Source organism: Constrictibacter sp. MBR-5, assembly GCF_040549485.1.
Taxonomy (GTDB): domain Bacteria; phylum Pseudomonadota; class Alphaproteobacteria; order JAJUGE01; family JAJUGE01; genus Constrictibacter.
Window position 1 is genome coordinate 15,003 of sequence record NZ_JBEPTK010000025.1, and the last position, 17,936, is coordinate 32,938.

A 17,936-nucleotide genomic window follows, 5' to 3' on the forward strand; every position below is an offset into this window, starting at 1 on the left:
CTCCGGTCTCGACGTGGAGACCGTGAAGCGGCAGACCCAGCCTCGATATGCGGGTCCCCCAAACCGGTAGCCGCACCAGTCGGTGGCCACCGATTCTTTTACCGCCGGTCAATATTGTGGCGGCTGCTTAACCCTGTCGATGGTCAGTCCGCGCTCGGCACCCAGTGCCTGAACGTGATCGAAGTGTTTCTGTATCGGGACGAGCGACGTTATGGCAAAACTTGCAAGGCCGGTATCCGTGCTGTTGGATGCCTGCGTCTGATAAAGTTCGACGATCCGCCTGTGCAAATCCAGCTCAACCGCGATATAGTCACGGTCAAAATCCCCGCCCCCCACGCCCTTCAGGTCCTCGACCGACTGGCGCTGCAGCGGGTCAGCTTCATCGTTATCTAAAATGACGCTGCGGCTCTCGGCCAGTTCGCGAATGCGCTTCAGTTCGCTGCGATGATCATTCACAAGCGTAGCGGCGAGTTGCTTAACCTGCTCGCTCTGCGCCTTCTCGGCCGCGATCGTCGCCGCTTCCAACTGGAGCGCGTTGAATCTCACCGCCTTTTTCAGGAATTCTTGGTCGGCCTGCGGTAGGCCCTGGCCGGCCTGCGGAGGCAGACGTGGGTTGGACTTCGGGATCAGGCCGGTCTGCGCCCTGAACCGCCCCGGGTTTGCCGGAGGCCGTTTTGTTTGAGTCACGCTGCCATGGCAGGTTCTTCCAGCATGGCGTAGTAGCGTTCCTCGGCTTCGGCCGGCGGGATGTTGCCGATGGGCTCCAGCAGCCGGCGATTGTTGAACCAGTCGACCCAGGTCAGCGTGGCGAACTCGACGGCCTCGAAGGAGCGCCAGGGTCCGCGCCGATGGATCACCTCGGCTTTGTAGAGGCCGTTGATCGTCTCGGCGAGGGCGTTGTCGTAGGAATCTCCAACGCTGCCGACGGAGGGCTCGATGCCGGCTTCGGCCAGGCGCTCGGTGTAGCGGATGCTGACATATTGCGAGCCCCTGTCGGAATGATGCACCAGGCCGCCGCGATGGATAGGCCGCCGTTCGTGCAGGGCCTGTTCGAGAGCATCGAGGACGAAGCTCGCATGCGCCGTTCTGCTCACTCGCCAGCCGACGATGCGGCGGGCATAGGCGTCGATGACGAAGGCCACGTAAACGAAGCCCGACCAGGTGCTGACGTAGGTGAAATCCGAGAGCCAGAGCCTGTTCGGTGCCGAGGCATGGAAGACCCGGTTCACATGGTCGAGTGGGCATGGGGCGGCCTTGTCCTGCACCGTGGTGCGGCCCGGCTTTCCACGGATGACGCCATGAAGGCCGAGATCGGCCATCAGCCGCTCGACGGTGCAGCGGGCGACGGCAAAGCCTTCGCGCAGCATCTGCCTCCAGATCTTGCGCGCACCATACACCTCGAAGTTCTCGGCGAAGACGCGCTCGACCACGGGCTTCAGCGCCAAGTCCCGTTTCGCTCGTGACGACAGATTCTCGGGATCGGCGCGCCTGGCGAGATGGTCGTGGTAGGTCGACGGGGCGATCGGCAGCACCTTGCAGATCGGCTCGACCCCATGCGCCTCGCGGTGATCGTCGATGAACGCGATCATCGTTTGAATGGGCGGTCGAGCTCCGCCTGGGCAAAATAAGCGCTCGCCTTGCGCAGGATCTCATTGGCCTGCCGAAGCTCCCGGTTCTCCCGCTCCAGAACCTTCGGCTTGGCTGCCATGTCCGTCGGCACGCCGGCCCGATTGCCGGCATCAACCTCGGCCTTCTTCACCCACTCGTTCAGCGTCTGGCCCGTGCAGCCGATCTTGGCCGAGATCGACATGATCGCCGCCCAGCGGGAGGGATGTTCATGCTCGTGATCCAGCACCAGCCGGATCGCCCGCTCGCGGACCTCCGGCGAAAACCTGTTCGTCGTCTTGCTCATGATGGCTCCACCTTCTCAGGAGTTGGAGCCTCCGGCAAACCCGGGGCGGTTCAAACCGCAGCCTTGAGAATCCTTCTCAAACACGCTCTCAGGAACCTCGGCGAAACCCCGCTTGCCTTCCTCGCCCACCAGTTGCGCCAAGACCTCCTGCAGGTTCGCTACTCTCTGCGCTGGGGAAACAGATCGAGCGCGATAGGATGGGTCGATCTCCGCAAGAAGTGCGTCTTCACGCTCGGCGTGGGCGACCGCCGCGAGAATCAGAGCTCGCAGTAGTCTCGTCGCCGCATCGAGGTCGTGTACCATAGCCGCGCCGGAGATCGAGTTAACCTGAGCATGCATCTCTCAATGGTCATGATCGAGGTCAGGCACCCCCACTTCGAAGTGCGACATCCATCGCCAATACCCCGTGCACATGGTCTTTCTCCCTGTTGATGGCGCCAATAAGCGCACGATCGGGGGACCTGTCTTTGCGCGGGATCAATCATCAGCGATCGGATTGGACGGGCATGCTCTTGTGTCGCACAGCCCGACAATCAAATCTCCGGGTTCACGACCTCTCATAGGGTCAGACGGCTGCCTTCTCTGGTGGTGACATAGGCGCGCCCGCCGCCGAGAGCGTGAAGGATCCGACGCATTTCGCCGGGCGACAGGAAGGAGAAGGCCGTAGAGAGGGCGTCCGCCTCGGTCGCGCGGCGCGTCTGTACGCTGACGCTGTCGTAGCGGTCGGCCGAGCCGCCCGAGCTTGGCTCGAAGAGATGGTTGAAACGGCCCTGCGGATCAAACCGAAAGCCGTATGGCGCTGAGGTCGCCAGCGCCCCGTCAACGAGCTCAACCTCGTCGATGACCCTTTCCGGATGAATCGGATCGGCCAACCCTATCAGCCAGGGGCGGCCGCCCGGATGGCTGCCGAGAGCGCGAGCTTCGCCGAGGTCGATCAGGCTCCGCGAAATACCGGCCGCCCGCAGGAGGTCCGCAATCCGGTCGGTCACGTAGCCTTGAGCGATGCCGTTCAGCGTCAGCGCCATTCCGCGGCGCCCAAGGACGATCCGATCAGCCTTGACAAGGACATGCTCCCAACCGATGAGCCGCCGTGCCTCCTCAATGGCCACCGCAGGGGGCCCGGATGGGGCGGCATCGGGTTTCGCGAAATGCCTGGCATAGACATCCCAGAGCGGCTGGACGGTAGGATCAAAACGCCCGCCCGTTGCGGCAACGTAGCGGCCGCACTGCTCCAGCAGATCGACCAGTTCCCAAGGCGGTGCAACCATGACGCCGCGCCGGTTCATCTCCACCAGCGCGGAGTCATCGCGGTAGAGGCTGAACATCGCCTCGAGCCGGCGTAGTTCCCGCACCGAGAGTTTGAGGAGTTGCTCCGCCTCGCGTGCATTCTGGTGATGGATTTGCAGGGTGGCGGGCGCACCAAGCGCTGTGCCACGCCAGATTGCGAGTCCTGCGGCCGCACTGGCATGGCGGAGCGGCAGGAGAGGGAGGCCAGCCGCGGCCGCCGTGATCCCGATGAACCGCCGTCGTGACATCTGATTGTGCGTCATGACAAACCTCAATGCCGGTGTTCGCCTGCTCCCATCGGCGCCGCTGGAGCCGAAACAGCTTCCCCGGGCCCGTGCGGCATGTTCCCCTCCGCCGCACCCAGAACGTAGTCGCGGGGAATCTCGGGGAAGGTCACGACCTGTCCGCCATGCTCGCGTGCGAACGCCTCCGCGGCGGTCCGATCCGAGAAGGGCGCGGTTTCGGCCGCTCCCATGCCACCGCTTCTGGCGCTGCCGATCACGAAGAAGGCGTTGCGGGCCTCGACCCAGTTGGCAGTCCCTGGTTCCTCCCATGTCGGCGCCTTTGCCATATCGGAGACGTAAATGGCGCGGATGTCCTTTGCCTCCTCGGGCAGCAGGGTGAACGCCACCGCATCCCGGGCGGACGAGAACCACACTGGTTCCGACCGGCTTGCCAGGATGATCTGTCCTTTCGGACCGCTATGCTCCAACACCACCATGCCGCAATAGTGGCCGACCGCATCAGCCGACGGTTCCTGCGGCAGCGGCGGCGTCTGGGCAGTTTCCGGATCGTCGCATGCGGTCAAGAGGAACAGCGCCACCGCTAACGCGAACACCGATCTCATAGCTGTCTCCTGGAAAACACCAGCGCCGCGAGCGTCAGCGGCAAGGCACACCAGGTTGCCAGTGCGCCGAGCAGTGTCAGGCGCGTGAGTCCGGTCGTGGCGGCGATACCCGCCATACCGGACGCCAGGCGGGTGTGTTCGGAGCCCGTCAGATTCAACAGCCGATAGGCATCGGCGGGGTTGAGCAGCAGCAGCGTGTCGAGCAGCTCGCCCGTTATCGTGCGCCCCTGATCCATCACCAGGAGCCCGAGCAGCGCCGCGTCATATATCAGCGTGAACATCAGCCAGACACCGATCGCCGCGCCCGCAGCAGTGCCTCGATTACGGGCCAGGGCGCTGACCAGATAACCGAGCGCGATAAAGGCTGCCCCCAGCAGCACAGACGAGCCGATCATCGCCCCGAAAGCCTGCCAACTTCGTGCATCGATCGCTTCGTCGTTGAAAAGCAGAGTGGCTGCGGCCGCCCCGTAACCGACCAGCGTTGCAATACCGAGGATCGCAATATGTCCGAGGAACTTGCCGAGGATCACCTGGCTGCGCGAGACGGGGTAGCTGAGGAGCAGCAGCATCGTTCCTCGCTCGACCTCGCCCACCACGGCGTCGTGCGAGATGAGGAGAGCGATGAGCGGCAGCAGGAAGATGGTCAGGCTCGACAGACTGACGACCATGACGTCCAGCGCCTGCGCATCGACCGCGCCGGTCGGCGCGCTGCCGAGGAAAGTGAGCGTGAGGGCAAGCGTGGCCAGCAGGAGTGTGGTGGCCAACACCCAGCGGTTCCGCATTCCTTCCTGGATCTCCTTGGTGGCGACCGCCAGGATGTTGCTCACCGCTCTCCCCCCGTGCGCAGAAAGTGCGCGTAAAGCTCATCGAGCGTGGGCGGGAGCACATCGATGTCCCGCACCGGTGCATCCGGGTGTGCGGCGCGGCGCAGGATATCGAGCTTCGTCTCCGCCGTAGCGTCGACTTCGATCATGTTTTCCTCGAGACGCCGCCACAGGCAGCCGACAGCGATTCTCTCTGCTGCGCCAGCGACGTCGTCGGCCGCCAGCGTCAGTCGGATCCGAGTCGGCAGGCGCGCCAGCCGGCGCAAGTCGTCCAGCGAGCCGTCCGCCACCTTCACGCCGCGATTCATCACGACCATGCGCCCGACCTTGTGCTCCAGTTCAGTGAGCGAGTGAGAGGATAGCAGCACAGTGGCGCCATCATTCTGAAGCGCCTCCACGATGCCATAGAAACTCTGGCGCAGTGCAGGGTCCAAACCGGTGGTCGGCTCGTCGAACATCAGGACGCGCGGCGCGCCCAGCAGCGCCTGTGCTAGGCCGAGCCGCTGGCGCATGCCCTTGGAGTAGCCGCCGATTCGTCTATCGGCTGCCTCGGTTAAGCCTACACGCTCCAGCAACGTGTCTACCGCCGCCGGCCCTTGTCGTTTAAGACGCGCATAGAAGGTCAATGTCTCGCGTGCCGTGAGGGCCGTGTTGAACGAGACGTTCTCCGGCAGGAACCCTACTGCTCGCCTCACGGCGAAGGCACCGGAGACCGGATCCTCGCCCAGAACGCGCAAGGAGCCGGAACTCGGGCGGATGAGCCCGAGGATCAACTTCATCAGCGTCGTCTTGCCGGCGCCGTTGTGGCCGACGAGAGCGGTCGTCTCGCCCGGGAGGAGCGTGAAGCTGACGTCCCGAACCGCTTCGACTTCTCGGCCGTAGCGCTTCGTGACACGGTCGAGACGGACGTTGGCGGGCGCTTGCGCCCGATTATCGTGAGGCACGGGCCGGCACCGGTGGCGGGGCGACCAGAGGGCGGCTGTCCACGACGCCGCCCGGATACAGCGCGGGGAACTGCGACTGTGCCCAGCGGATCGTCTGGACGGCCGGGCTGCTGATCAAGAGCTTCGCCTGCGGCGCCACCCACAGCACCTTGTCGACGATGTCGTTCGGTCGGTAGGCGGCATCGGCAATGCCATCGCGGTCCAGGTCGAACGCGGGGTTGTCGCTCCAGTAATTTCCGCGCCCCTTCTCGGACCAGTCGAGAGAGCGAGTGCCGACATACTTCACCTGTGTCCGGTTCCTGACGAAGGCGTTGCCGACGACCGCGTTGCCTTCGGAACCCGCTGTGAAATGGATGCCGATCTCACAGCCTTTGAACCAGTTGTCGACGAAGCGGTTCCTGTTGGCATTATAGATGAAGACGCATTTGGTGGGGCCGATGCGCGCGCCGCCCGCGGTCAGATCCGATCCCGCATCGCGCAGAGCCACCCCGTGTTCGGCGATGTTTCCCTCGGCCTCTTCCGACGACGCGATCAGGCGGCCGAACACGGCATTGAACGCGATCTCCGACTGGTTGGCGTAGTTGAACAGCAGGCCGTGATCGCGGTCGCCCCTCGACACGTTGTCCCTGATGACCAGTCGGTTCGAATACATGATGGCGAAGCCGACATGGTTGCCGGTGGAGACGTTCCCGCTGACCTCACTATCGTTCGTGTACATGTAGTGCACCGCGAAGCGCAGATCCTTCATGCGGTTATCGAGGAACCGGTTGCGCTTGCTGGCGAGTACGAAGATCCCGTCGCGCCCCCCGCTGATGTCGTTCTCCGCCACCACGGCTCCGGGAGCATTCCAGACGGTAACCCCGTTGCCCCTCTCGGCTAGGCGGCCGCCGACACCGACGATGACGTTGCGTCGCGCCACGGAATCAGGTGCCCCATGCAGGTAGACGCCGAAGAGATTGCCCTCGATTCGGTTCTCCTCCACCAGCGCGCCCGCGGCCTCCTTGTGAACGAACACTGCCGAGTCCATTGCCTGGAGGTTCCTGCCGGAGCCGCGGATCGTCAGCCCGCGGACGACCGCTCGCGGCGCTGTTACGGTCACGACCGTGCCTGTTCCCGGACCGGCGAGTTCGGCACTTCCGCGCCCGTCCAGCACGACTGCATTATCGAGGGTCACCGGCCCCTTATGGACGCCAGGGAGCAGCGCCACGACATCACCGGGAGAGGCCGCGCCGATCACGGTCTGAACGGGGCTCCCCGGGGCGACCTCCAGGACGGCGGCGCACGCTGGTGCGGGACTGGCGGCGCAGATCGCCGCCAGTCCCGCACTCCATAGAAGGAGGGTGTGCATTTGCCGGTTCAGACCGCCTGTGGCTCGACCAGCATACGGCCCTTCATCTCCATGTGCATGGCATGGCAGAACCAGGTGCAGAAATACCAGTAGACGCCCGCTTGGTCGGCCTTGAAGGTGACCGAGGCGGTGGCTTTGGGCCCGACCTCCATGCTGATCCCGTAATTTACGATGCAGAAGCCGTGCGTCAGGTCCTCCACCTCGTCGATATTGGTCACATAAACGGTGACCTCCTGGCCCTGCTTTACGGTGAAACTGTCGAGGCCGAACATCGGGGCAACTGATGTCATGTACACGCGGACATTGTCCCCGTCGATGATGACCTTATTGTCCCCTTCCAGGTCGACTCCGTCGGCCTTTGCCTGCCGAACTGCGTCCGCAAAGTAGGGATCGTCGCGCTTCCAGACATGCAGCGGCTGGATCTTCGATCGGTGCACAATGGTGGCGTCGTGCGGCTCGGCGAAACTCGGGCCGTCATGGACGATGGCCATGCGGTCGCCGGAGATGTCGATCAGCTGGTCGTTCTCAGGCTTCAGCGGACCGACGTTGAGAAAGCGGTCCTTCGAAAATTTATTGAGTGATATCAGCCACTTCCCGTCTGCTTCCTTTGTCTGGCCCATCGAGGTGTGGTTGTGGCCAGGCTGATAGTGGACGTCGAGTTTTTGAAGGATGGGATTAACCTTCTCACCCTTGTACGCCCTGCGCGCCGTCTCGATGTTCCACTTGCAGACTTGGCTATCGATAAACAGCGTGGTGTAGGCGTTACCCTTGTCGTCATAGGCGGTATGCAGGGGGCCGAGACCGAGTTCGGGTTCGGCTACTACCGTCGCGCGGGGCTCGATCTTGTCGTCGAACAAGTCATCGAACAGGCGGACGTCGAACACGGTGACGGTCGGAGACAGCTTGCCGTTGGCGACGACGTGGATACCGTCGGGCGCCGTATTCATGCCGTGCGGGCTGTTAGATACCGGGACATAGCGTGTGAACGGCGATCCCTTACGCCCGTCCAGCACCGGCACGCCGCCGATCTCCTTGAAGTCGCCCTTTTGAACGGCCTCTTCAATCCGCTTGAGGTTGAAAATGACCACCCAATCCTGCTCGGAAGCCATCATCTCGGGCAAAGTCACGCCGCCCTCTGAGTTGTAGCAGGTCGAGAAGGCGTACTTGCCCTGGTAGTCGGCGTCGACGTTGTCGAGATTGCCGTCGACCATCACCTGCCACGCGACCTTCATCGTTTCGCCGTCGAGCGCTGTGAAGATCGAGTGGTATTGCGTCGGGTCGTCCAGGATCTTGCCGTCGTTCGGGATCGGCACCCCGTCCTCGCCATTGCAGAAGACGTATCCGGTTTTCGGGTATTTCTGCACCCGCAGACCGTGAACGGTGTGCTGGTTCGGAAGCTGGATAATCTTGTCGCACTTCATCACGTCGAGCCGGATGCGGCAGACGCGGGTGTTCGCCTTGTCGTTGGCATAGAGATAGCGGCCGTCGTACGTGCCGTCCGTGAAGGACAGATGGGGATGGTGCAGATCGCCATTCGTGTAGACCCCGCCCTTGTCCTTCAGAAATTCCCGCGCTTCCGGCGTGAGGCCCTCGGTCAGCACCTTGCGGCTTTCATTGGTCTGCCCCCAGCCCGTCGCGCTGCAGCGGTTGAACACGGGGATCCGCATGAATTCGCGCATCGAGGGCAGGCCCAGGATGCGAACCTCTCCTGTCTGGCCGCTCGAGGAGAATACGTAGTATTCGTCCAATTCGCCCGGCTTCACTTCGTATTTGGCCGCCCCAGGACGCGCCCGGGTCTGAGCCTCGGCGGGCGCCGCGCCGCCATGCATGGTCACCAGGCCCACGCCCCCTATGGCGGCTCCCGTTGCCACGGCTGCGGTGGTGCCCAGCAGTTGTCGCCTGTTCAAACCTGTAGGCTCGCGGTCGTCGGACATACAAAGCGCTCCTTGTCAACTTGAGGGCTCGCCCGCAACCGGGGCGGCCGGGGTTTGTTGGGCACCGGTCGTAGGCGCCCGCTTCTCACCTCCCCGCATCGCCGGCGAGGACGTTGCCGCGAACCGCTCCCGTTTCAGGCGGACCTGGATCATGTGCGGGCAGCGGTGATCGTCGTGATAAAGTTCCTGGCAGTGCATGCAGTAGATGCACTCATTGACGTTGATGTGTCCTTCCGGGTGGATGGACTGCACCGGGCATTCCTTGGCGCAACGCTGACAGGGCGAACCACATTCCGGCCAGCGTTTCAGCCATTCGAACATCCGGATGCGCCCTGGAATGGCGAGCGCTGCCCCGAGCGGGCAGAGATAGCGGCAGAAGAAGCGCTCGATGAACAGGCCGATCGCAAGCAGCGTCAGCGCGTAGACGACGAAGGGCCATTCGCGAACGAAATTGAGGATGATCGCCGTCTTGAACGGCTCCACCTCAGCCAGTGTCTCCGCCAGCGCGAGGGAATAGAAAGACAGCCCGAACAGGCCGAGAAAGATGACGTATTTGATCGGCCACAGCCGCTCGTGCAGGCCCCAGGGCACCTTGATCTGCGGCACCTTTGCCCATTGTGCGATGGTGTTGGTCAGTTCCTGCAGCGCGCCAAACGGGCAGAGCCAGCCGCAGAAGGGTCCGCGGCCCCAAAACAGCAGCCCTGCCGCGACAGCGGCCCACAGGATGAAGACGAGCGGAGCCGCAAGGAAGAACTCCCACTGAAACTCCGTCACCAGCGACGTCGTGAAGGTCAGGACGTTGACGACGGACAGCTGGGCGTTGGCATACCAGCCGAGCCAGAACAGGGTAAAGGTCAGGTACGCGCGCCGGACCCAGACATAGACCCGCGGCCGCCTGACGAGCCAGTCCTGGAAGAAGAAGATCGCGGTCAGCACAAGCAAAGCCAGGACCGTGATCGCGATGAACCAGGTGTTGCCGAGCCATATCCGCTGCCATAGCGGTATCGCCAGTTCCCCGCCATCGGCCGCGGTCGCATCGAGGGCCACGGTGCCGGCAGCCGTGCTTCCAGGGGCGGGCCCGCCCGGTTTTACCGTCGCTTGCTGCGCGGGCGGTGCCGCTGCGACGACCGGCGCCAGATATTTTTCCGGCAGCGTATAACCGAGGTCGAAGGTGAGAAAAACCTTGTCCCGCGCCCCCGTCGCGCGCTGGACCAGAAGCCGCAGTTCCCAGGGCGTGGAGGGATCCAGAGGAGCATCCGCAGGCAGCACGAACAGCGCGATCTCTGGGAAGTCGGGCGCGCCGTCGGCCGCGAGGTCGGCGAGCCGCGTGTGATTACGGTCCCGGAAGCGCACCGATACCCCTTCCTGGATCAGTTCGACGCGATCGAAGATGCCGCCGCGCACATATCCCGACCCCTTGAAGGAGTACAAGCCGGCGCCCATCACGACGATGGCGTGCTGCCCCGGCTGCAGCCGCTCGGTCAGGCGCTGATAGCCCAGATCGCCTAGCAGACTGCGGCCGATCGTGGGCGCGGATACGAGTGCGGTGTAAAGGTCGATGAACGTCTCGTCCGGCGGCCCCGGTTCGGGATTGGCTGCGGCGGAAGCGTCGCCGGTGCGGTTGAATGCTTCGTTCACGTCGGCAATGCTTAGAGACAGCCGGCGAATGGAGCCGTCGCCGAGAAGGTCGCCCCAACTTCTGATCTCGCTGACGTCTGGATCGAGCGCGCGTGTCGGCGGCACGACGGCCGGCGTCGCGGGCCCGGTTCCACCGGCCAAGCGGCCGCTGCGGAGCAGGCGCACGGCCGACCGCACCACGCTGTCGCCCATGACGAGAAGGGTCACGGTGGCGCCGCTGACGATATCGACCTGCGGGATCCGTCCGCTTGCGGCAATTGCGGCCGCGTCGGTGCCGATGAGGGAATTGATCGCGGCAACGACACGCTGCTCGGGGATGCCGATCAGGACGATAGGTTCCGCATGTGCCATGAGTTTCAAGCCGGTGACCACGCCGGCCGGGTCTATTCCGACCAGGATGTCGATCGGCTTCCCGGAATAGCCGGCGGTCGAGGTGAAATCGGAGTTCAGATACACTTGGCCGGGAAGTCGATCCCCCGCGAAGACCGGCACGATGGGTGGATCGCCCTGCGGTGAACCGAAGTGGGTCGCCTCTCCGAAGAACTCGCTGGGTTGCACCTGCGCGAGATAACCATCGACACGGCTGGCTGCGAAGGCCGCGGACCACAGAATCACGGACAGCAAGAAGGCCACCAAGGGCGCCAACGCCCATTGCGCTCGCTTCACCGAGGCAGGGACCCTCCGCTCCCTCACTGACTTGGCCTCCCTTTCAATCAACTTTCCCGCCTCATTCGCGAAAACCAGCGCAACCCGTGGGGGCTTCGTATCCATCCGTTTGTGGTGCACACTCTGAAGGCAGGGGGACAGGCTGAATTTGCTCCAGCGCAACTTGAACCAAGAATGCACTGGCGCTCCTCATTCCCATGCCCTTCCGGGAGGATGACGATGCCCTTGCTTAAGAGCGAGCCAGTGGCTCCAGTACGTGATCTGGATGAGCTTTTTGCCATCGCGCATCTGATGGAGGCAGAGGCAGCGGAGCGGTATGCCGATCTTGGTGCTCGGATGCGGGCGCAGGATAGCTTACGGCTGGCGGAGGTTTTCGAACGGCTGGCCGACGAAGAGCGCCGCCATGGCGAATCGGTGACGGCGCTATCGCTCCGCCACACCGGCAATGCTCCGCGGCATGCATTAATGCGATGGCATCCCCCGGAGACCGTCGACATGGCGGGTATCGACCTGACCGACCCCCGCCTCCTTACGGCCTACCGGGCGCTATCGGTCGCGGTGCGGAACGAGGAGCGAGCCTTCGCCTTCTGGAGCTATGTCGCTGCTCAGGCGACATCCACTGCGGTTCAGCAGGCCGCCGAGCGGATGGCGCATAGCGAACTCGAGCATGTGGCTCTACTACGGCAGGAGCGACGTCGTGCTTTTCACCTCGAGCGTCAGGGGCAGGCGCCAGGCGTTGCTGCTGAGGCGGATGTGCTGGAGCAGCGGTTCGCCGATGCATGTGAGCGTGCCGCAGGCAAGGCGATCGGACAGGTGGCCGCTGAACTTCGCGAGATGGCGCTCGCTGCCAGACGAACCGCAGACGAACTTGCTGGTGCCGGACTGCCTATGCCGGCAGGAGGAGTTCCGATCCCAGCGGAACTCCATACTGCGCTGCTCCCGATGGCTGGGATTCTGGTGGACCGCTACCTGGAAGCAGCAGAAATCGCGACGGATGAACAGACGGTAGCGTACGCCCAAGCCTTCGCGCAGGCAGCGATCATTAGATTAGCGTGGCTTGGCGACAATCTTCCCAACGGGCCTGAAGCAGGCGTTCTCTATCCGCGATAGGATCGCCATCATTGCGGCGCCCCGTTACGACCTGCAGTCACGAGATGTCTTCCCGACACGGATGATGATCACCTCTGGGCTGAGGAACACGTGCGAACGGGTGCGGCAATTGAAGCGTATATCGAGACGCTGGCGGAAGAGTGTGCCCTGAAGAGCATGCAGCGGCCGATCCGCTTCGCGGTGCGAGAGGCCTTAACGGCAGTGACGACGCCGTTCGGTGCGATTGTACAGGGGCGGCGACATTAGTGGGAGTCCATCCGGATGGACTCCCAGGGGCGTTCATCGCGGAGCGACATCGGCCGTTGTAATCTTGCTGAGCAGCGGGCAGTCCCTTGGGTCGCTTCCAGAGACGTGTGAACTGGGAAGGCCCATGTCGGGGATACCTTATCCGCAAGATCGCCGTTCACCGTGGCATGCGTAGGTGCTGTCCAGGTAGCCGACCAGCAGCGGCTCGTGCGGGTGGATCGCGTCGCGGACGGCGATCGCCTCCCGCATCATCTTCTCGTCGATGCCGAGGCGGCCGCTGTGTCGAGAAAACGGCGTCGTAGCCTTCGCGCCGGCGATCACCACCGGGAGCTCGCCGAACACGACGCGCAGTGTGGCCGCGCCGATCTGGCGGCCGATCTGCGCGAGGTGCTCCTGGGCGGCGGGCGGTGGATGTCCACCGATCCATAACTGGCGAAGCGGCGCGCCGGATGTAAGCGGACGGCGCGCGGAAAGCAACTCCGGCGCTCCGTCGAAACTTCCATAGAACCCCGTCAATCGGCCGCTGCCAGTTCTTCTCCGGCACCAGTACGGACGGCACCACGGCGGGGAGAGCCCCGCCCTATCTCTGCATATTCAGCTCGCTGGCTCCTCGTCTACTGGGGCCGGGTCGGGCATGATCGAGATCGGATCGCTGGCGGGAAATGTCTCGGTGAGGGCTTCGTCCAGGCGGGCGTCGGCCTTCTCGTGCTCGGTACGATCGTCGGCTGGCATCTGCATTCGCTCCTTCTGGCTCGACATCATTCTGTACCTCTGGCGAAACGGTCGGGGCGCCGGCTTTCCTGCTCGGAGTGCCGACGCATAATAACTATCTGGAGTGCAGCACCGGGATAGAAAGGCGTCGCGACGATACGCAGTTGCACCCCGGCGACCTCCACCCACCCAAGTGCGCCGCCCTCGCGCACTTTTCGGCTCAGGAGAATGCGGTGATCATCCGATCCTCAGATCAAGTTTCGCGCAGCCCGTTCAAGCGCTTCCTCGTACCGAAGGGCTTTCGCGTCGAGCAGGGATCGGAAGTCGGACGAGGGCGGGCATGGCCGGCGCCGGCCGGTGCACACCGCGTGAAGGCGTTCGAGATCTATCGTTACGATCCCCGGCCGTGCTGCTTCAGGCTTGGCGGTGGCTGGCCGACAGCCGCGATGAAGCCGCTGACGAACGCCTCGACGAATTGCAGGACCCGTTCAGGCTGTACCGCTGTCACACCATCCTGAACTGCACCCGGACCTGCCCCAAGGCCATTGCCGAGATAAAGAAGTTGATCCCATGCGCCATGAGGCGCAGGACAGTGACTACGGTGAAAGGAGCGGCACGATGCTCGTTGAGAGGATGCTTCCCGCCGCGCGCGGGAAGCCGGCAACTGTCGGGATAGACGCACCGCTCATCGATGCGGCGAAGCTTTTGCAGGGCGCCGACGCGAACCTTGTCATTGTCTGCGATGCCGCCGGCGCGATGGCCGGGGTCATCACGAAAACCGATATCGTCGCCCGGATCGGCGACTGTCACGGTGCGAGCTGCGTTACTGCCGCGTCCGCCGTCATGACGCGCGCCGTGACCTTCTGCCACCCGGACAGCTTCGTAAAGGATGTCTGGTCGACCATGAAGGACCGGGGTTTGAAGCACCTCCCCGTCACCGATCGGGATCTACGCCCGATCGGTGTAATCAATGCCCGACAGGTCGTGCAGGCGCTCCTCGAAGAGGTGGAGTACGAGGAGCAACTCCTGCGAGATTACGTGATGTGCATAGGATATCGCTGAACATGGTTGGGCGCCCAAGCTCGTGCCGTCCTCGTGGCTCTCGCCGAAGGTGGCGCGGACCCCCCTGTCCACTGCTGCAGCACGGACCGAGCCTATCAGGGTCGACTGCGTGAGGCTGACGGTGAACGTCCGACATGAACTGTCGGCGATTCCCACCCTAAATCGCGAGAAGTGACGGTCGATCGGGTTCTCATCAGCCTCCGGCAGTTGGCGACCTGCTTGCCCCTATCACCCGGTGGAACTGATGCAAATCCTTGATCAAGATCAAGGAGGGGCTAAGTGAGATGGCAGTCGGCCGCGGCGAGCTAGCCGGGTTGCTGGGCGCACAGGGGGTGGGATTGCGCAGCCGCCAGTGCCGCTGTATCGATACAGAGGGAAGAGTGGATGAAGGATCAGCGGATCTTGTGGGGGGCCCTTCTGGTTGCGGTGGCCTTGTTGATGGGCTGGAACTTAGGTTTGTTCGCCTGAAGCTCCAGGGAGACGAGAGACGCAAGTGCCACATGCGATACCGTGCGCTCACCACAAGCCTGTTCGCCATCGCGACGGCCGCAGCATCAGCCTCTTTGGCCAGCAGTTCTGCATGCGAGATCAAGCCGAGGACGAACTGCGCGGGGGTTGATCTTTCGGGGCGTGATCTCGCCAACGCCAGCCTCTCCGACGCCGATCTGTCGGGCGCTAACCTGGCAGGAGCCAACCTGACCGGAGTGGATTTCTACAGCACCAATCTGTCAGGCGCAGTGCTCGCCGATGCGCAGCTCATAGGCGCAGTCCTCAACAGAACGGATTTGTCGAACGCCAACTTGTCCCGAGCGGATTTGACAGCTGCCGACATACGGGCGGCAGATTTATCCAGCGCCGACCTGTCGAACGCAAAGCTCGGTCGAGCCGAATTAACCTACAGCGACCTCAGCGGCGCCACGTGGATCGACGGGCAAATCTGCGCGCCTGGTTCCATAGGCGCGTGTAAGCCATAGCTCTTGCCGACGGAGGAGGTGAGGCAGCGCGTGCAGCAGTGGCCCACCCATTGCGCCGATCAAGCGCCGATTGGGCTGTCCCTAGACTACATGTCCGCCTGAGTACGGGGCGACCCGTCTCACAGTATGCAGGTAACGAGGGCTGCGCCGGATAGGCCGGTGCCGAGCCTCATGCATCGGGAGACGGGCGCGGGTGCGCCTGCGCCAAACCCTGCGCGCACTCGGTCCGACCATGTCCCGCCCGACATGGCGCGAGGCTCTGCGCGCATCGCTGGGGGCGGGTGCGGGGCTTGCGCTCTGCGGCGCGATCCTGATCACTGTTAGTTCATGGGTCGGCGCGGCCCACGCCTGCTGCTGATTGCGCCGCTCGGGGCGACGGCGTTCCTGGCCACCGCCGACCAGGGTTGGGCAAGCGCGGAGTTAGGCACAGTGCGACGGCGTTGGCCGATCCGCTCACAGGCGAACTTGGCTACGGCTTCGTGCTCGCACCGGTGATGCTTGACACGATGCTGCTGGTTGCCTTGGCTGTGCTCTACAATAGAACAACGGGGCGGCGCTATCCATTCCGCCAGCCGAAATCGTATGGAACCCATGCGACCGCGGACCCTGCGCCGGAACGCCGGCTGGGCCTGAGCGCGGATGACCTGTCCACTATGCTCGACCGTTTCAACCTGAGTGCCAACATCGGTGACGTTGCCCCCTATTTGCCCTCGTTCATAACTGGACTCTGTGCTCGTTTTGGCCCTTGTGGGTCCGGATTACAAATTCGTTCGGGGTGAGGCCGCCAAGGCTCGTGTGCGGCCGGTGGGCGTTGTAATCCGTCTTCCATTCCTCGATCAGCCGACGAGCGCTCGGCAGGTTGCGGAACATGTGCTCATTGAGGCACTCGTCGCGGAAGCGACCGTTCAGGCTCTCGACGAAGCCGTTCTGCATCGGCTTGCCCGGCGCGATGTAGTGCCACTCGACCTGGCTATCTTCCTGCCATTGCAGGATCGCCCGCGATGTGAGCTCGGTACCGTTGTCGCTGACGACCATGAGCGGCCGGCCGCGAAGAGCGATGAGCGCATCGAGCTCGCGGGCGACCCGCTGGCCGGAGAGCGAGGTGTCGACGACGAGCGCCAGGCATTCGCGGGTGAAGTCGTCGACCACGACCAGCACACGAAAGCGCCGGCCGTCGACGAGTTGGTCGGCGACGAAGTCGAGGCGCCAGCGCTGGTTCGGTCCCTGTGGCACGGCCATCGGCGCCCGCGTCCCGAGAGCGCGCTTGCGCCCCCCGCGCCGGCGCACCGTCAGCCGCTCCTCCCGATAGAGCCGGAACAGCTTCTTGTGGTTCAGCGCGACGCCTTCCCATCGCAGCAGGATGTGCAGCCGCCCATAGCCGAACCGCCGACGTTGGCCCGCCAGCGTCTTCAGGCGCTCCCTGATCTCCGCGTCGTCGGACCGCCGCGAGGCATAGCGGCAGGTCTTCGGGTCGAGCCCGATCAGTCCGCACGCCCGACGCTGCGAATAGCTCTTCTTTTCGATAGCCCAGGTCACGAACGCTCTCCGCGATCCGGGCTTCAGAAGTTTTTTCCGAGCGCCTCGCGCAGCGTCGCAACGTCCAGCATCGATTCCGCCAGCAGCTTCTTGAGCTTGCGGTTCTCGTCGTCGAGCGCCTTCAGCCGGCGCGCATCGGACACCTCCATGCCCCCACAGCGGCTGCGCCAGTTGTAGAAGGTCGCGTCGCTGATCCCGTGCTTCCGGCAGAGATCCGTCACCGCAATCCCGGCCTGATGCTCCTTCAGGACCGCAATGATCTGCTCTTCGCTGAACCGGCTCTTCTTCATCTCCGTCTCCTTCCGACGGAGTCCAGTTCAAACCGAGGGCGCTTCAGGGGGCAACGTCATCGGCGCCGAGGATTTCGGCCGCATTCTGGTCGCTGCCGAGGCCGAGGCCGCACGGCGCCACTTCGACGACTTGACCTGCGGCGCGGTCATGTCGCGTGATTTGATAACGGTCGCACCCGATACCCGCCTCGGCGTTGTCGCAGACCTCTTTCGTCGGCACATGTTCAAGACCCTGCCCGTCGTGGATGGGCATGGCGTAGTGCGCGGCATCATCACCCAGAACGACCTGATTCAGCGCGCGCGTCTCGACTCGGTCGGCTACGGTGGGGGTTTTGCGGCCAGCCTGACCCGCCTTGCCTGCCCGGGCCGCGACCGGCGGCTGCGCGCCCGCGACATCATGACTCCCGACTTGCCGACCGTCGGGCCCGCTGACGGCATCGGCGTCCTGGTCCGGTTGCTGGCCGATGGCGGCTTGCAGGCAGCTCCCGTCGAAGGCCCGCGGCTCGTCGGCATCGTGACGCGGTCGGACCTGATCGCGGTCCTGGCGCGCCAGACGCTTCTTGCGGGCGCCCTGCAAAAGGCTGCGTGACCCTTGGACGGCTTCGAT

General features: G+C 63.9%; 19 protein-coding genes, 1 pseudogene and 1 other annotated feature. Of the genes and pseudogenes, 6 read left to right on the forward strand and 14 right to left on the reverse strand.

The window, feature by feature from the left end:
• Positions 1-108 precede the first annotated feature (108 nt).
• The 10 genes from ABIE65_RS26340 to ABIE65_RS26385 all read right to left on the reverse strand — a co-directional run bounded on the left by ABIE65_RS26340 (position 109) and on the right by ABIE65_RS26385 (position 11,367).
• On the reverse strand, positions 109-687 hold the full coding sequence (locus ABIE65_RS26340) for a DUF4142 domain-containing protein (RefSeq protein ID WP_354081742.1): 579 nt from the start codon (positions 685-687) through the stop codon (positions 109-111).
• A protein-coding gene (locus ABIE65_RS26345; RefSeq protein ID WP_354081743.1) for an IS3 family transposase occupies positions 684-1,912 on the reverse strand; the annotation gives its coding sequence in 2 pieces (ribosomal slippage) (positions 684-1,624 and positions 1,624-1,912; 1,230 coding nt in all). The genes ABIE65_RS26340 and ABIE65_RS26345 overlap by 4 nt, the downstream gene beginning before the upstream one ends.
• Positions 1,515-1,631: a sequence feature (AL1L pseudoknot), on the reverse strand. It overlaps the preceding gene by 117 nt.
• Before the next feature lie 15 nt (positions 1,913-1,927).
• On the reverse strand, positions 1,928-2,215 hold the full coding sequence (locus ABIE65_RS26350; RefSeq protein WP_354081744.1) for a hypothetical protein: 288 nt from the start codon (positions 2,213-2,215) through the stop codon (positions 1,928-1,930).
• 254 nt (positions 2,216-2,469) lie between these two features.
• Complete coding sequence (locus ABIE65_RS26355; protein ID WP_354081745.1) at positions 2,470-3,462, reverse strand: FAD:protein FMN transferase; 993 nt, start codon at positions 3,460-3,462, stop codon at positions 2,470-2,472.
• Positions 3,463-3,470: 8 nt separating this feature from the next.
• Complete coding sequence (locus ABIE65_RS26360; RefSeq protein ID WP_354081746.1) at positions 3,471-4,046, reverse strand: nitrous oxide reductase accessory protein NosL; 576 nt, start codon at positions 4,044-4,046, stop codon at positions 3,471-3,473.
• Positions 4,043-4,873: an ABC transporter permease gene (locus tag ABIE65_RS26365; protein ID WP_354081747.1), complete on the reverse strand. Its 831-nt coding sequence runs from the start codon at positions 4,871-4,873 to the stop codon at positions 4,043-4,045. Before ABIE65_RS26365 ends, ABIE65_RS26360 begins: the two co-directional genes overlap by 4 nt.
• Positions 4,870-5,814 carry an ABC transporter ATP-binding protein gene (locus ABIE65_RS26370; RefSeq protein WP_354081748.1) on the reverse strand — a complete coding sequence of 315 codons (945 nt, stop codon included), beginning with the start codon at positions 5,812-5,814 and terminating at the stop codon, positions 4,870-4,872. The genes ABIE65_RS26365 and ABIE65_RS26370 overlap by 4 nt, the downstream gene beginning before the upstream one ends.
• On the reverse strand, positions 5,801-7,051 hold the full coding sequence (locus ABIE65_RS26375; RefSeq protein ID WP_354081749.1) for a nitrous oxide reductase family maturation protein NosD: 1,251 nt from the start codon (positions 7,049-7,051) through the stop codon (positions 5,801-5,803). Before ABIE65_RS26375 ends, ABIE65_RS26370 begins: the two co-directional genes overlap by 14 nt.
• Positions 7,052-7,170: 119 nt before the next feature.
• Positions 7,171-9,096: a TAT-dependent nitrous-oxide reductase gene (nosZ, locus tag ABIE65_RS26380; RefSeq protein ID WP_354081750.1), complete on the reverse strand. Its 1,926-nt coding sequence runs from the start codon at positions 9,094-9,096 to the stop codon at positions 7,171-7,173.
• Between the two features lie 15 nt (positions 9,097-9,111).
• Positions 9,112-11,367 carry a 4Fe-4S binding protein gene (locus ABIE65_RS26385; RefSeq protein WP_354081751.1) on the reverse strand — a complete coding sequence of 752 codons (2,256 nt, stop codon included), beginning with the start codon at positions 11,365-11,367 and terminating at the stop codon, positions 9,112-9,114.
• Positions 11,368-11,619: 252 nt separating this feature from the next.
• Here ABIE65_RS26385 and ABIE65_RS26390 point away from each other — a divergent pair, with 252 nt between their 5' ends.
• The gene (locus ABIE65_RS26390) at positions 11,620-12,510 is read left to right on the forward strand and encodes a ferritin-like domain-containing protein (RefSeq protein ID WP_354081752.1); all 891 of its coding nucleotides are present in this window, start codon (positions 11,620-11,622) and stop codon (positions 12,508-12,510) included.
• 384 nt (positions 12,511-12,894) lie between these two features.
• Here ABIE65_RS26390 and ABIE65_RS26395 read toward each other — a convergent pair whose 3' ends face one another.
• Both ABIE65_RS26395 and ABIE65_RS26400 read right to left on the reverse strand, forming a co-directional pair.
• Complete coding sequence (locus ABIE65_RS26395) at positions 12,895-13,272, reverse strand: hypothetical protein (RefSeq protein ID WP_354081753.1); 378 nt, start codon at positions 13,270-13,272, stop codon at positions 12,895-12,897.
• 78 nt (positions 13,273-13,350) lie between these two features.
• Complete coding sequence (locus tag ABIE65_RS26400; protein WP_354081754.1) at positions 13,351-13,488, reverse strand: hypothetical protein; 138 nt, start codon at positions 13,486-13,488, stop codon at positions 13,351-13,353.
• A gap of 379 nt (positions 13,489-13,867) precedes the next feature.
• Here ABIE65_RS26400 and ABIE65_RS26405 point away from each other — a divergent pair.
• The 4 genes and pseudogenes from ABIE65_RS26405 to ABIE65_RS26420 all read left to right on the forward strand — a co-directional run.
• A pseudogene (locus ABIE65_RS26405) lies at positions 13,868-14,035 on the forward strand (succinate dehydrogenase iron-sulfur subunit); the annotation flags it as partial.
• Positions 14,036-14,085: 50 nt separating this feature from the next.
• Positions 14,086-14,529 carry a CBS domain-containing protein gene (locus ABIE65_RS26410; protein ID WP_354081755.1) on the forward strand — a complete coding sequence of 148 codons (444 nt, stop codon included), beginning with the start codon at positions 14,086-14,088 and terminating at the stop codon, positions 14,527-14,529.
• 254 nt (positions 14,530-14,783) lie between these two features.
• On the forward strand, positions 14,784-15,503 hold the full coding sequence (locus ABIE65_RS26415; RefSeq protein ID WP_354081756.1) for a pentapeptide repeat-containing protein: 720 nt from the start codon (positions 14,784-14,786) through the stop codon (positions 15,501-15,503).
• Between the two features lie 440 nt (positions 15,504-15,943).
• Positions 15,944-16,282, forward strand: coding sequence for an HPP family protein (locus ABIE65_RS26420; RefSeq protein WP_354081757.1), 339 nt, complete (start codon positions 15,944-15,946; stop codon positions 16,280-16,282).
• Here the strand turns inward: ABIE65_RS26420 and ABIE65_RS26425 are convergent.
• Positions 16,218-17,329, reverse strand: a protein-coding gene (locus tag ABIE65_RS26425; protein WP_354081758.1) for an IS3 family transposase whose coding sequence is annotated in 2 segments (ribosomal slippage) — positions 16,218-17,074 and positions 17,074-17,329 — 1,113 coding nt in all. Because the reading frame shifts where the segments join, the coding sequence is not laid out codon by codon here. The two genes, ABIE65_RS26420 and ABIE65_RS26425, sit on opposite strands and share 65 nt — an antisense overlap.
• Positions 17,330-17,372: 43 nt before the next feature.
• Positions 17,373-17,582, reverse strand: a complete 210-nt coding sequence (locus tag ABIE65_RS26430) for a hypothetical protein (protein ID WP_354081773.1) — start codon at positions 17,580-17,582, stop codon at positions 17,373-17,375.
• Here ABIE65_RS26430 and ABIE65_RS26435 point away from each other — a divergent pair.
• Positions 17,490-17,918 (forward strand): CBS domain-containing protein, encoded by a 429-nt coding sequence (locus ABIE65_RS26435; protein WP_354081771.1) that lies wholly within the window; start codon positions 17,490-17,492, stop codon positions 17,916-17,918. The genes ABIE65_RS26430 and ABIE65_RS26435 overlap by 93 nt on opposite strands.
• Positions 17,919-17,936 lie beyond the last annotated feature (18 nt).